Origin of the sequence: Streptosporangium minutum, from assembly GCF_002149035.1 — a bacterium.
GTDB classification, from domain to species: Bacteria; Actinomycetota; Actinomycetes; order Streptosporangiales; family Streptosporangiaceae; genus Streptosporangium; species Streptosporangium minutum.
Genome location: NZ_NGFP01000065.1, coordinates 1 through 13,392, shown reverse-complemented (window position 1 = coordinate 13,392; position 13,392 = coordinate 1). Strand labels below are relative to the sequence as shown.

Here is a 13,392-nt window from a genome sequence, read left to right as displayed (position 1 = left end):
TGCGCGATTCGAAGGCCCGCATAGCGTGGCGGCTGACATGGTGGCGTTCCGGGTTCTCGGTCCGGTCGAGGCGCATTCCGATGAGGACGAGCTCGACCTAGGCGGGCTGCGGCAGCGTGCCGTCCTCGCCCGATTGCTGGTGGCGCGCGGGCAGGTCGTGCCCGTCGACTCCCTCCTCTACGACCTGTGGGACGACGACGCCGCCAAGGGGGCGCAGTCGGGCCTGCAGGTCTACATCTCCCGCCTGCGCCGGGTCCTCGAACCCGGCCGTCCACGCGGGGGCCCCAACCGGCTGCTGGTGACGGTCGCCTCCGGCTACGCGCTGCGGGTCGCCCCCGACCAGGTGGACGCCCTGCGCTTCGAGGCGCTGGTCCGCACCGCCGGAGAGCACCTGGACGGCGACGACCCCTCCTCCGCGCGGGTCCGCCTGGAGAAGGCCCTGGGCCTGTGGCGCGGCACCCCCTACTCCGACTTCGCCGACCAGGCGTGGGCCGAGGCCGAGGTCAACCGGCTGGCCGAGCTGCGCCTGGTGGCCCGTGAGCGGCACGCCGACAGCGGCCTGCGCCTGGGCATGGCCTCCGAGGCGGTGCCCGACCTGGAGGCGCTGACCACCGAGCATCCGCTCCGTGAGGAGGGCTGGCGGCTGCTCGCCCTCGGCCTCTACCGGTGCGGACGGCAGGGCGACGCGCTGGCCGCGCTGCGCAAGGCCCGCACGATCCTCGCCGACGAGCTGGGCATCGACCCGGGCCCGGCGCTGCGCAAGCTGGAGTCCGACATCCTGGCCCAGGATCCCGGCCTGCAGCTCGCCGTCTCGCAGACGGGCCGTCAGCGCCCTCCGGTGCCCGCCGACACCTGGCCGCCCCGGCCCACCGCGGCGCCGGTGGAGCTGCCGCCGCTGGAGCCCGAGCCGTTCGTCGGCCGGGACGCCGAGCTCAACCGGCTGACCACGGCGGCGGCCCGGACCGGCCGCTTCACCGTCGCGGTGATCAGCGGCGACGCGGGCGCGGGCAAGACCACGCTGGTCCGCCAGCTCACCAAGCGCCTCTCCGACGACGGCTGGGGCACCTCCTCCGGCGCCTGCCCCGACAGCAGCGCCACCCCTCCCGGCTGGGCGTGGGTGGAGATCCTGCGCACCCTGGTGAACGCGGCCGGGCCCGGGGAGTACGCCCCGCTGCTCGCCCCGCTGCTGGACGACGCGGCCCCCGCGCCCGACGACGACCAGGTCTCCGGCGGCTTCCGGCTGCACCGGGCGGTGGGCGGCTATCTGGCGGCCGTCGCCAAGGACACCCCGATCCTGCTGACGCTGGAGGATCTGCACTGGGCCGACGACCAGACCCTGGCGCTGCTGCGCGCGCTGCCGAGCCTGCTGGCCACCAGCCGGGTGCTGCTGGTGGTGACCTGCCGTGACAGCGAGCTGAGCGACCAGCAGGCCGACGTGCTGGCCGCGCTGGCCCGGCTGGGGCCGGTCCGGGTGGGCCTGGCCGGCCTGGATCCCAAGGCGGTGGCCGAGCTGGTCCGGGCGACCTGCGTGCGCGAGGTGGACGAGGACGCGGTCAACAGCATCGTCGAGCGGACCGCGGGCAATCCGTTCTTCGTCCGGGAGACCGTGCGCCTGCTCGACGCCGAGGCAGTGAGCGACCGCGCGACGGCCGCCGAGGTGATCTCCGGGGTGCCCTCCGGCGTCCGCGACGTGCTGCGGCGGCGGATCTCGCGGCTGCCCGCGGCGGCCCAGCAGATCCTGCTGCAGGCCGCGGTGATCGGCCGCGACGTCGACGTGGACGTGCTGGTCGACGTGACGGGCGACGAGGACGCCGTGGTCGACGCCGTGGAGGCGGCGCTGCTCGCCGGGCTGGTCACCGAGCCGGGCCCCGGCATGCTCCGCTTCGACCACGACCTGGTCCGCGACACCCTCTACTCCGACGCCTCCCGGCTGCGCCGTTCCCGGCTGCACGCCTCGGTGGCCGCGGTGATCGAGCGCAGGAACCCCGGCGACGTGGCCGCGCTCGCCCACCACTACGACGCGGCGGGCACCGCCGAGACGGCCATCAAGGCGGTGCACTACGCCGGGCTGGCCGCCGAGCAGGCCGAGCGCCGCTTCGCCCACCGCGAGGCCGCCTCGCTGCGGGAGCAGGCCGTCGCCGCCTTCGACCGGTCGGGCGTCACCGACACCCCGGACAGCACCAGGGAACGCCTGCTGCTGACCCTGAGCCTGATCAAGGCGCTGGCGCTCTGCGGCGACATGGCCGCGGCCCGCATGCGGCGGCGCGAGGCGATGGACGCGGCCCTGCCGCTGGGCAACCTGGAGCTCACCGCGCGGGTGGCGGCCTCCCTGGCCGTGCCGCACAAGGGCATGGCGCGCGACTTCACCCGCACCGCGTGGGAGATCGTCGACGTCGCCGAGAAGGCGCTGGTCGAGCTGCCCTCCGGCGAGCAGGCGCTGCGGGCGAGCCTGCTGGCCACGCTCGCGCTGGAGCTGGAGGGCTCCGCCACCCCCCGGGGCGAGCAGGCCTCGCTGGAGGCCGAGGAGCTGGCCCGGCGGAGCGGTGACCCCGCGCTGCTGGCGACCGCGCTGAGCGGCCGGCTGCGCCAGTCCTACGGCATCACCCCGGTCGGCGAGCGCGAGGTCATCGGCCGGGAGCTGCTGGAGGTGGGCAAGACGACCGGCCAGGTCTCGGTCCAGGCACTGGCCCATCTCGTGCTGATGGAGTGCGCGGCCGCCTCGGGCGCGTTCGCCGACGCCGACGCGCACGTGGCCGCCGCCGAGCGCCTCGCCAGGCAGTACGGCCTGCCCGCGCCTGCGGCGGTCGGCGCCTGGTACGCCGGGCAGCGCCTGATGATCGCCGGTGACTTCCCCGGCGCGGAGCGCGCCTACCGCGACGCCGCCCGGCTGACGGCACGGGCCGGCATGCTGGAGGGCCGCCAGGACCTGCCGCTCATCACCACGTTCTGCCTGCATCTGGTCAACGGCCGGGCCGCCGACATGGTGGAGCCCCTGGCCGAGGCCCACCAGCGCGGAGCCAAGTGGACCCTCGACGCCTACGCGGTGGCCCTGGCCTCGGCCGGGCACACGCGTGACGCGCGGGCGGTCATCGCGGTCAAGACCCCGGTCCGCCCCGACTTCCTCTACGAACTGGCGATGATCTGGCGGGCCCTGGCGGGCATGCTGCTGGACGACCGGGAGCGGATGGTGGAGGCCTACGACACCCTGAAGCCGTTCGCCGAGCGGATCGCGGGGGCGGGCACCGGCGTGGTGGCGCTGTGGCCGGTCGCGCTGACCCTCGGCGACCTGGCCCTCCGGCTGGGCTTCACCGACGCTGTGAAGCCGCACTACGACAAGGCCCTCGCGGTGGCCCGGCGGGTCGGCGTGACGCGCTGGGTCGAGGCCGCGCAGCGCTCGCTCAGCAGCTGACGAGGAATCTCGCGCTGCGCAGCCTGGCGCCGCCGGCCACCGACAGCTCCGCGCGGTACCAGCCGGGGTTGTCGACCACGCTCGGCTGCCACTCGGCGGTCTGGCTCCGTCCGGCGAAGCCGGAGTGGCTGGTGAGATAGGTCCGCCAGGTCCGGGTCGTGGTGCTCCAGCGCTGCAGGCGCCAGCCGTACGAGACGGCGCTGTCGGGCCGGGGGTTGTCGACCACGCTCCGGATCAGGTAGGGCCTGTGGCACGGCCGGGACACGCCGAGGGCGCTGACGGCGATCGTGCCGGCGGCCGGGGCCTCCACCGTGGTGGCCTGCATCGACTCCGACGACAGGGTCACCGGCTGCGCCCGCGTCTGCGCCGCCACGCCCGCCGGCGCCTGGGCGGAGGCGACCTGAGAGGTCTCCACTCCCGCGTAGGCTCCGATGAAGGCCAGCGTGGCCACCAGCAGCTTCACGACGCTTGCGGTCCCACTCGCCACCACCGGCGCGATGCTGCTCCGCGGACTCATGACAGACACCTCTCTTTCGTCACTCACAGGTGTATGCCGTGATGGTTGATCTCTGCTTGATGTCCGCTTGCAAGGATCCCGCAGTGTTGATTCAGGTAAGGCTGCCCTAATATCGGATGCGGACAGCGGAGCGAAGGGGGATGGTCGGATGCGGCTTCTCGCGGCGGGCATCACCGATCCCAACTCCCTCTCCTTCCTGGGCATGCCGCTCTGGCTCTGGGTGGTCCTGGGTGCGATCGGCCTCTTCTGCGCGTTCCAGGCCTACTACTGGGTCGGCTACAAGCTCGGTCCCAAGATCTACGCCTCCCGCCTGGGCCGGAAGGTCGGCGAGAAGAACATCCTCAAGGTCGAGAACGCCGTCAGGAGGTGGGGCGCGCTCGCCGTCTACGGCTGTTTCTGGGTGCCCGGCCTGCGGCACACGCTGCCCTGGGTGGCGGGGGCCCTGCGGATCTCCTACCCCTGGTACGTCGTGGCCAGCGCGCTCGGCTGCCTGACCTGGGTCCCGGTGGCGTCCTTCGGCCTCTACTCGGTGATCTGGGGCTGGCTGAGGCTGGCCGCCGAGTCGCCGCTCCTGGCGGGCGTGGCCGCCGTCGCGGTGGTCGCCCTGATCGCCGTCGTCGTCCACCGGCGCCGCCGGCGCCGGGCCGCACAGCGCGCGGAGGAGGAGCTCGCCAAAGTGTGAGCCCGGCCCGCCCACGTGGCGCGGGCCGGGCTCACGGGACTCAGACCGTGGTGGCGGCGATGAGCGCCGAGTCGTCGATCTTCGCGTCCGGAGCGTTCCTGCGGACCGACTCGATGCCGTTCATACAGGCCGCCTTGGTGTTGTAGCCCTCGCTGACCGCGATGGCCTGACCGTTGTCCGCGACGAGTTTGAAGCGGAACTCGCCGCGCTTGTCCTTGGTGATCACGAACTTCCCTGCCATGTCATTTCTCCCCGAATCGAGCAAACCTGGTAAGGATGGTTTCCACCCTGATCTCCGCCATCCGGCGCGAATGTCAACGTTTCGATAGCCAAAATGCCAAGATCCACATATTGACGGTCGCCTCTGTCACCATGGCTCCCATGCAAACCGGGGGAACCCACCTCATCGTCTGCGCCACCCTGGCCACTCTGGTCACCGGGCTCGCCACACCCGCCCACGCCGAGCGGGGCGTCCGGCAGCCCGTCCTGCCCGCCGTGCAGCAGCTTGCCCCGCCCGTCGCCCGGCAGCTTGTCCGGCCCGCCGCCCGTCGGGCCGTTCCGGCGGTGCCCGCGCGGGCCGCCTACCTGTTCGACCCCGGCACGGGAACGGTCCATCTCAGCAAGCAGGCCACCCGCCGGATGCCGGTGGCCAGCCTGACGAAGGTCATGACGGCCTACGTCGTGCTACGGGAGGCCGGGCTGAACGACATCGTCACGATCAACGCCGGCGACGTCCGGCACGCGGCGACGAACGACGCGACCGCCGCGGCGCTCCGCGCCGGTGAGCGCCTGACCGTCAGGGAACTGCTCTACGGGGCGATGCTCCCCTCGGGGGCGGACGCCACCCACGCGCTGGCCCGCGTCTACGGTCCGGGCGAGAGCAGGTTCGTGGCCAAGATGAACGCCGCCGCCCGCTCCCTGGGCCTGGCCGCCACCCGCTACGGCAACTCCGACGGGCTGCCCAAGCCGAGTCCCGGCTACTCCACCGCCCAGGACCAGGCCAAACTGGCCGACGTCGCACTCCGGGATCCGGTGTTGCGGACCATCGCCTCCACCAGGCGCCACGTCGTGCGCAAGTCGAAGGTGCATCGGGCCCACGTCTGGACCAACACCAACAAGCTGCTCGGCAAGGCGCCCGGCGCCCTGGGCGTCAAGACCGGCTACACCCGTGCCGCCGGCTACTGCCTGTCGTTCGCCGCCGACCGCGACGGCCACCGGCTCATCGGTGTCATCCTCGGCGACACCCGGGCCGACCGGCGCTTCCAGACCGCCGACCGGCTGCTGGACTGGGCCGGCGACCAGCTGGCGAGTGAGCCCGACATCACCGAGGACCTCTAGCGGGCCGGCCGTACGGCGCGGGGCGCGCCGGGGGCGTCAGGGGCCCTCGATCCGGACGTCCAGGGTCGCGGCGTCCGGCTCCGCGAAGCCCAGCAGGGCGCCGGCCTCCTCGGTCAGGTCGGAGACGGCGCCGCCGGGCAGGGGCTCGAAAGGGGTAATCCGCAGGACGGCGGTGCCGCGTTTACGCTCGATCTGCCAGGTGCCGCACACCGATCCGTCCCAGAGGAACGTGGCCCGCACGCGGAGGTTCTTGGTGGTGAGGCGCCCGCGATACTCCTCGGCCATCAGCCGGGTGCGGTCGGCGTGCGCGAGCACCAGGTTGTCGAAGTCGGGCAGGAACCGCGCGGGGGCCGGGACGTCCTCGTCGGGGCGCGGGGCGTCGGGGAGGTCGAACAGCTCGCGGCCCCGCTCGTCGCGGAAGACGCGCAGCCCCGGGCGGAGGCCGTCCAGCACGGCGCGCAGCCCCTTGATGCCGGACCAGGTCTGCGCGTCGGCGGCGGTGGCGGGGCCGAAGGCCGCCAGGTAGCGCAGCACCAGCGCCTCGACCGGCTCCCGTGACAGCTCCGCGCCCAGCCAGACGTCCGCCGGCGCGAACTCCGCCGTCCGGGGGAACGCCCACCGGTCCTCGGTGGGCACCATGACCAGCGGCAGCTGTGTCCGTACGGCGTAGCCGAGCCCGCGGTCGCCGGCCTCGGGGAACTCCGCCTGGAGCAGGTCGCGCAGCGTGTTGAAGTCGCGGGGCCGTTCCTTGAGGAGCGCGTGGGCCACGGGCAGCAGCCTGTCGAGGTCCACCCCGGCGAACAGGTCGCCGCGGCCGGTCGCCGCGGAGGCGAGCGCGGGGCCCAGCGTCAGGCGGAACGCCGCGTAGTCGGCCGCGCTCATCAGGTGCAGCGTGGCGCGCATCATCGTGGCGCGCACGAGGAGGCGGTCGTGCAGCGCCCGGTGCATGTCCTCGCGGCGGAACCCTTCCAGCCGCGTCCACAGGCCGGTGAACGGATGCCTGGCCTCCTGCGCCTGCATGCCGCCGAGCCGTTCCACCGCCGTGACGACATCGCTTCTCTCACGCGCAAGGAGCATCTGACGGGCCAGCGTCGCGCGGTTGAGGCGTCGCGTCGTGAGGGTTTCCATGCGTTCATGCTGGCACCTGTACCTGACAACCAGTGACAGGTACGGCTGAGCGGTCCGGCCGGACGCGGGGTCCCACCCGGCGCGGGTCGCCCGGCTACGGTTCCGTACGGCCGGCTCCGGGGCGTAGGAGACTCCTCCTCGGAGATCGGCAGATCCTCTTCGAGCACGGGGCGCAGCGTTACGCGGGTCACACGAGATCCTCTCCGACCGGAATCGACGGAGTGCGCAGTCTGGCACCGCTCCGGGGGTCGCGCACATCGGCCCGTCTCCTCCGCAGCCGGAGGCCTGGGCCGGGCGCGACCCTCACGCCGGGCGCGGCCGGCGCGAGGGTCATCGCGTCCGACGTCGGCATGGAGGCCACCCGGCAGGCCTGCGACCACCTGGAGGGAGCGTCGCTGTAGGTCCGCCGCCGGGGCGGGTGGTCAGCGCACCAGGCTGTGGCAGGCGATCGCCGCGGCGGCGACCACGTTGAGGGAGTCGACACCCATCCCCATCGCCGTGGCGCTCATCGGGATGCACACGGGCTCGTCCGCCTCGTGCAGCCACCGGGAGGACAGCCCGTCGCCCTCGGAACCGAGCAGCAGCGCCGCCCGCTCGCCCATGTCGACCTCGTCCATGGGCGTGGCGGACTGGTCGGGGGTGAGGGCCAGCGTCTGGAAGCCCGCCGTACGGAGCTCCGCGAGGCCCTCGTACCAGTTGGCCATCCGCGCGTAGGGGATCGCGAAGACCGCGCCCATCGAGACCTTGACCGACCTCCGGTAAAGAGGGTCGGCGCAGCGGGGCGACAGGATCACCGCCTCGACGCCCAGCGCGGCGGCACACCGGAAGATCGCTCCGACGTTGCCGTGGTCGACGAGGTCCTCCAGGACGAGGACGCGGCGGGGCGGCCGGACGGGGCCGCCCTCGTTCCGGGGACCGGCGGGCGTGCGGGGGGCTCCGCGCAGGATCTCGTCCACCGAGGGCAGTTCCCTGCGCTCCATCGCGGCCAGCGCGCCCCGGTGCACCGGGAAGCCGGCGATCCCCTCCATGACGTCGTCGTCCACCACGTACACCCGGTCGCCGAGCCCGTCGAGCAGGTCGGCGAGAGAGTCGGCCCAGCGCCGGGTCAGCAGCACCGAGCGCACCGGGTAACCGGCCGCGACGGCCCGGCGGATCACCTTCTCCCCCTCGGCGATGAAGAGGCCGTGCTCGACCTCCAGGCTCTTGCGCAGCTCGACGTCGCGCAGGTTGGCGTAGTCGGCGAGGCGGGGATCTGAGGCGTTAAACACCTTCGAATACTGCCATGGCCCGTCTGAGCTGCCACATCAGCGCATAGGCGAACAGCAGGACGCAGCAGCCGGCCACCATGCCCGCCCCCACCCTGTGGACCGTCTCGGCCCAGCCGCGAGGCGGGAAGACGACCGGCCAGATCGCCGCGCCCAGCAGTGTGGCCACGGCGGCCGCCAGCAGGACGGCGCGCCGGGTCCGGCCGGAGAGCGCCAGGCGCTCCGCCAGTGCCCGCGGTTCCATCCGGGACAGCCCGAGCCAGGCCCACCGTGCCACGATGACCAGCCCGACGACCGTGGAGATGTACTGCAGCAGGCGGAAGACGGGCAGGAGCCCCGCCACCCGTGTGTCCAGCCAGTCCCAGCCCCACACGGCCGAGCTGTAGTGGTGGGTGAAGGAGTCCCAGAGCTTGTGGGTGAAGGCTCCGACGACGCCGCCCGCGACCACGGCGGGCAGCCGCCGCAGGCCGTACGGCGCGGGAGCCAGCGAGGCGATCCGGCCCGCGAGGGCGGGCGGGAACAGCGCGGTCAGCGGGTCGCGGAGCAGGCCGTGGAAGAGCGCGAGCAGCACGACGACGGTGAGCGGGGCGATCGTCAGGACGCCCCGGTAGGAGTGCCAGGTCATGTAGTCCGGCATGAAGGGCAGGAAGGACAGGAAGATCGGCAGGTCGGGCACCATCGCCCCCAGGGCGAGGGCCCACGGGTCCAGCACCCGGCGCATCCGCGCCGAGGAGACCAGCGGCAGCACCGCGGCGACGTGGCTGGGCGTGAACGGCACGTGCTTCCCCCTGAGAATCTGCTGACGCGCTCCCCGGGAGACTACGCCGTCCCTGTCGTCTCCGAGATCTCGCGACTTCACACCGATACCACACACGGTGACGTGTAAGTTACCGAGGGTTGCGACAGTGGGTGCGGGGGGCATTGTGGCTGACCAGATGGTGCGGGCGCGGCCGGCGAAGGCCGACGCGTGGCTGCGCGACGCCCGCAGGGCACGCACCCTCTCCCTGGCCACCCTGGCCTGGCTGGGCGTCGAAAGCGTGCTCGGCCTCGCCGCCGGACTGGGGTCGCACTCGGTCGCGCTGATCGGCTGGGGCGTGTCGTCACTGGTGGAGGCCCTGGCCAGCCTCATCGTGGTCTGGCGGTTCACCGGGTCGCGGACCCACTCGGCGGACGCCGAGGACAAGGCCCGCAAGGCGGTGGCGATCAGCTTCTGGCTGCTGGCGCCCTACCTGCTGGTCCACGTGGCACATGACCTGGAGGCCGGGCACCGGGCCGCGCCCAGCGTGCTGGGCATCGTGGTGACGTCGGTCAGCCTGGTCAGCATGCCGCTCCTGGGACGGGCCAAACGGCGGCTCGGCGCCCGGCTGCGCTCGGCGGCGACCTCGGGCGAGGGGACCCAGAACCTGCTGTGCGCACTGCTGGCCGCGGGCGTTCTGGCCGGGCTCGGACTGAACGGCATCGGGTGCTGGTGGGCGGATCCCGTCATGGCGGTGCTGCTGGCGGCGGTAGCCGTACGGGAAGGCCGGAAGGCCTGGCGCGGGCACGCCTGCTGCCACTGATCCCGAATTTCCCCAGGACACCACAGACGTTAGTTACTGCCGCGTACAGTGATACCCGCACCAAGAAGGACGTTTTGCCACACTATGTGTTCCCAGTACAGTTCCGTGAATATTGCGGAGAACCTCCCGATAGGGTGACCCGCTAGCTCAGGACATCGACACCGAAGAGGGCATCGTGGGCGGACGTCACCGGACGGATGAACTCGAGGACGGCTACACCTCCTCCAAGGAACCGCCCAGACGGCGCCGTGGCGGACGCGGCATGGTGCTGGTCCCGCTGGCCGGATCCGTGGCCCTCGCGGTGCTGCTCGGCGTCGCCGCATATGTGATCATCAACCGGGACCGGGGATGCGCCGGGGACGGGATCGCGCTGCGGGTAACCGCCTCCCCCGACATCCAGCCCGCCGTGTCCCGGATCGCCGAACGCTTCAACAAGGCCGCTCACGACGTCGAGGGCGGGTGCGCCACCGTCACGGTGGCCAAGGGCGTCCCGGCGACCGTGGCCTCCGGGCTGGCCGGAGGCAAGGCCGGCGCGATGGACGTGTGGATCCCGGACTCCGGGCTGTGGGTGGCCAACCTGCGGGCCAAGGACCCGCAGGCGCCCGAGGCCGGCGCGTCCGTGGCCCACTCCCCCATCGTCATGGTGGCCTCCGGCTCGGTGATCCCGAAGCTGCAGAAGAGCTTCGGCGAGGCGAGCTGGGGCGGCATGATCAACGCCGCCAACGTGGCCAACGTCGAGGGTCCGGGCCGCAAGGTGCGCGTGCTCGCGCTGGACCCCTCCTTCAACGCCGCCGGGCTCGGCGCGCTGCTGGCCGCCTCCGGCGTGGCCACGGCCTCGGGCGTCGGCCGGCAGCAACTGGTCGGGGCGCTCAAGACACTGTCCGGGTCGTCGGTCCGCGACCAGGACGCGCTGCTGTCCAGCCTCGGCGTCAAGGGCACCCGCGCCCCGCTCGGCGTCGCCTCGGAGCAGGGCGTCTGGGCGTTCAACACCACCAAGAAGCCGGAGGTCCCGGCCGTGCCGCTCTATCCGGCCGAGGGCACGCTCAACCTCGACTACCCCATGGTGATCACCACCAAGGACGCCACGGTCCGCAAGGCCGCCGAGGCGTTCCGCAAGGAGCTCGGCACCGAGTCCGCCAGGAAGACGCTCCAGGACCAGGGCTTCCGCACCCCGGACGGCAAGGGCGGCAAGCCGGTCGCCGACAGCGGCGGCTTCCAGGCCAAGGCACCCCGGACGCTGAAGACGCCCGACGCCAGAACGGTCGCGAGGATGTCCCAGTCCTGGTCCCGGCTGAACCTCGGCACGCGGCTGCTGGCGCTGCTGGACGTCTCCGGCACGATGGCGACACCGGTGCCCGGGACCGGCGCGGACCGGATGCGCATGATCTCCAAGATCGCCATCGAGGGCATGCAGCTGTTCCCGGCCAAGAGCGAGATCGGCGTGTGGGAGTACTCCACGCACCTCGCCGGCCAGGGCGTGGACTTCCGCAAGACCGTCCCCGTCGGCCCGCTGACCGAGAGCATCGACGGCGTGCTCCGCAAGGACCTGCTCGTCCAGAGGCTCTCCACGATCCAGGCCAAGCCCACCGGGGACACCGGCCTGAATGACACGCTCAAGGCCGCCTACGGGCAGATGACCAAGGAATACCAGGGCGACAAGATCAACACGGTGCTGATCCTCACCGACGGCGCCGGCAACGACGACCCGGGCGGCGGCGTCTCCAACGAGGAGATGCTGCAGTACCTGAAGAAGACCTACAACCCGGAGAAGCCGGTCAGCATCCTGCTCATCGCCTTCGGCCCCGAGGCCGCCGCGGGCAAGAAGCAGATGGACGCGCTGGCCAAGGCGACCGGCGGCGAGGCCTTCATCGCCCGCGACATCCTGCAGGTCCGCAAGTTCTTCCTGAAGGGCATGGAGCGCCGCATCTGCGCGCCCAACTGCTGAGCGCCGACCCTCCCGCCCCGTACGGCCGGCGTCCCACACGCCCCAATCGTTTCAGTTTTACCATTTCATACCAGGTCGGCATGGTATCGACTGGTTAGGACAACCCGTCACGGACAGCTGGCGTCCTACGCGTGTGGGGTCTCGGGCATGGCCCGTGAACGAGCCCGTTGCGGGGAGGAATGTCCGTGCCCGGATGGCCGGCCGTCGGCCGAACCGACGACCAACGACTTGTGGGAGCGCTCCGGCGTGCCGACGCCCAGGCTCCCGCGCAGCTCTACGACTCCTATGCCGAACGTCTCAACGACTACGCCCATTCGCTGCTGGGCGACCGTGACGCCGCCGCCGGCGTCGTACACGACGCCCTGGTCCTCGCGCACGGATGTGTGGAGCGGCTGCGCGAGCCGGGCCGGCTGCGCCCGTGGCTGTACGCGCTGGCCCGGCGCGCGGCCGGGACGCGGACCCCGCGGCGCCCGGCTCCCGCGCCGGAGTTCGACGACCGCGACACCCCCGAGGAGCGCGAACTGGTCGCGCTGGTGCACGAGGCGCTGGCCGAGCTGAGCGGGCAGGAACGCGAGGTCCTGGAGCTGTCCCTCCGCCACGATCTCAGCACCGGCGAGGTCGGCGCGGTGCTCGGGATGTCCTCGCGGCAGGCCGCGACGCGGCTCGGCCGGGCCCGCGAGCACCTGGAGAACGCGGCCGCCGCCGTGGTGCTGGCCAAGGTCGGCCGGGCGCACTGCCCGGACCTGTCGGCGATGGTCGACTCGTGGGAGGGCCCGCTCACCACGATGCTGCGCAGGCGGCTCTCCAGCCATATCGGCCGCTGCGAGGTCTGCCTCGAACGGCGGGACCGGCACGTCTCGGCCGGGCAGCTGCTCGACATGGTGCCGGTGGCCTTCCCGCCGCTCTCCCTGCGCCGCCGCTACATCGAGACCTGCGTGAACCCCGATCTCGCGGGGGCACGCGCCTCCATCGTCGAGGCCGGCGACCGCTTCGGCCGGGCCGGATTCCCCGCCCCGGCGGAACGGCGCGCGAAGGGACGCCGGTGGGCCGGTCCGAGGGACGCCGGCGCGGAGCAGGGACGCGCCAGGGGGAACCGCCGGCAGCCGGCCGTACCACTCCACACGCCGCCGGACACGGAGAGCGGACCGCGGCGTGCGGCCCCGGACACGGGAAGCCACCGGCAGCCGGCCGAGCCCCGGCGCGCGGCCGTGACGGCGCGGCGGCGCGGGTCCAGACGGCGGGCGGCACCCGTGATCGCGGCCGCCGCGTGCGTGCTGGCGGCCACCTGTGTCATGGTCGTGATCGCCGGGCGGGATCCGGCCGGCGGGCCGGTGTGGCGGGCCGAGGCCGCGCCGGGCCGGGAGCCCGCGCTGATCACGCTGGAGCCGGGACCCGGGCCGGACTCTCCGGCGGACCCGGCCCCGCTCCCGACGTCGACCCCGGAGCCGGAGAAGGCCGGGAGGACCGTGAAGACCAGGCCCCCTACCCCCACTCCCGGCCCGGCCCGGCAGGCGACGACCCGGCGGCCGGTTCCCGAGCGGTCCCGCGC

Annotated in this window: 11 protein-coding genes; 6 read left to right on the top strand and 5 right to left on the bottom strand. The window is 72.9% G+C overall.

The annotated features are described in order from the left end of the window. The first annotated feature begins 37 nt into the window (after nt 1-37). Entirely contained in the window at nt 38-3,409 is a 3,372-nt protein-coding gene (locus CA984_RS16225) for an ATP-binding protein (RefSeq protein ID WP_086573037.1), read from the top strand. Here CA984_RS16225 and CA984_RS16220 read toward each other — a convergent pair. Then, a complete protein-coding gene (locus CA984_RS16220) occupies nt 3,399-3,926 on the bottom strand; it encodes a hypothetical protein (protein ID WP_133061681.1) in 528 nt (175 codons plus the stop codon). The two genes, CA984_RS16225 and CA984_RS16220, sit on opposite strands and share 11 nt — an antisense overlap. Before the next feature lie 148 nt (nt 3,927-4,074). On the opposite strand from CA984_RS16220, the gene CA984_RS16215 reads away from it, so the two are divergent. After that, nucleotides 4,075-4,608, top strand: coding sequence for a DedA family protein (locus CA984_RS16215; RefSeq protein ID WP_086572980.1), 534 nt, complete (start codon nt 4,075-4,077; stop codon nt 4,606-4,608). A 40-nt stretch (nt 4,609-4,648) separates the two neighbouring features. On the opposite strand, the gene CA984_RS16210 is transcribed toward CA984_RS16215, so the two are convergent. Further along, nucleotides 4,649-4,849, bottom strand: coding sequence for a YegP family protein (locus CA984_RS16210; RefSeq protein ID WP_086572977.1), 201 nt, complete (start codon nt 4,847-4,849; stop codon nt 4,649-4,651). Between the two features lie 140 nt (nt 4,850-4,989). Between CA984_RS16210 and CA984_RS16205 the strand changes: the two genes are divergently transcribed. Next, nucleotides 4,990-5,946, top strand: coding sequence for a D-alanyl-D-alanine carboxypeptidase family protein (locus tag CA984_RS16205; RefSeq protein WP_242675986.1), 957 nt, complete (start codon nt 4,990-4,992; stop codon nt 5,944-5,946). A gap of 36 nt (nt 5,947-5,982) precedes the next feature. Here CA984_RS16205 and CA984_RS16200 read toward each other — a convergent pair whose 3' ends face one another. The 3 genes from CA984_RS16200 to CA984_RS16185 form a co-directional block, all read right to left on the bottom strand. After that, a complete protein-coding gene (locus tag CA984_RS16200; RefSeq protein WP_086572971.1) occupies nt 5,983-7,074 on the bottom strand; it encodes a winged helix DNA-binding domain-containing protein in 1,092 nt (363 codons plus the stop codon). Between the two features lie 422 nt (nt 7,075-7,496). Next, nucleotides 7,497-8,342 (bottom strand): TrmH family RNA methyltransferase, encoded by an 846-nt coding sequence (locus CA984_RS16190; protein ID WP_086572965.1) that lies wholly within the window; start codon nt 8,340-8,342, stop codon nt 7,497-7,499. Beyond that, entirely contained in the window at nt 8,335-9,117 is a 783-nt protein-coding gene (locus CA984_RS16185; RefSeq protein WP_086572962.1) for a DUF4184 family protein, read from the bottom strand. Before CA984_RS16185 ends, CA984_RS16190 begins: the two co-directional genes overlap by 8 nt. Before the next feature lie 145 nt (nt 9,118-9,262). Between CA984_RS16185 and CA984_RS16180 the strand changes: the two genes are divergently transcribed. From CA984_RS16180 to CA984_RS16170, 3 genes are all read left to right on the top strand, one after another. Next, nucleotides 9,263-9,898 carry a cation efflux transmembrane domain-containing protein gene (locus CA984_RS16180; RefSeq protein ID WP_242675985.1) on the top strand — a complete coding sequence of 212 codons (636 nt, stop codon included), beginning with the start codon at nt 9,263-9,265 and terminating at the stop codon, nt 9,896-9,898. Nucleotides 9,899-10,073: 175 nt separating this feature from the next. After that, a complete protein-coding gene (locus CA984_RS16175; RefSeq protein WP_242675984.1) occupies nt 10,074-11,843 on the top strand; it encodes a substrate-binding and VWA domain-containing protein in 1,770 nt (589 codons plus the stop codon). Nucleotides 11,844-12,028: 185 nt separating this feature from the next. Beyond that, the coding region (locus CA984_RS16170) for a sigma-70 family RNA polymerase sigma factor (protein ID WP_165781274.1) at nt 12,029-13,392 on the top strand (1,364 nt) is incomplete at its 3' end.

Bases quoted from the DNA above. Each gene is read 5' to 3' on its own strand.
- CA984_RS16225 (WP_086573037.1), top strand. From the start codon at position 38: ATGGTGGCGTTCCGGGTTCTCGGTCCGGTCGAGGCGCATTCCGATGAG.
- CA984_RS16200 (WP_086572971.1), bottom strand. From the start codon at position 7,074: ATGGAAACCCTCACGACGCGACGCCTCAACCGCGCGACGCTGGCCCGT.
- CA984_RS16210 (WP_086572977.1), bottom strand. From the start codon at position 4,849: ATGGCAGGGAAGTTCGTGATCACCAAGGACAAGCGCGGCGAGTTCCGC.
- CA984_RS16215 (WP_086572980.1), top strand. From the start codon at position 4,075: ATGCGGCTTCTCGCGGCGGGCATCACCGATCCCAACTCCCTCTCCTTC.
- CA984_RS16220 (WP_133061681.1), bottom strand. From the start codon at position 3,926: ATGAGTCCGCGGAGCAGCATCGCGCCGGTGGTGGCGAGTGGGACCGCA.
- CA984_RS16205 (WP_242675986.1), top strand. From the start codon at position 4,990: ATGCAAACCGGGGGAACCCACCTCATCGTCTGCGCCACCCTGGCCACT.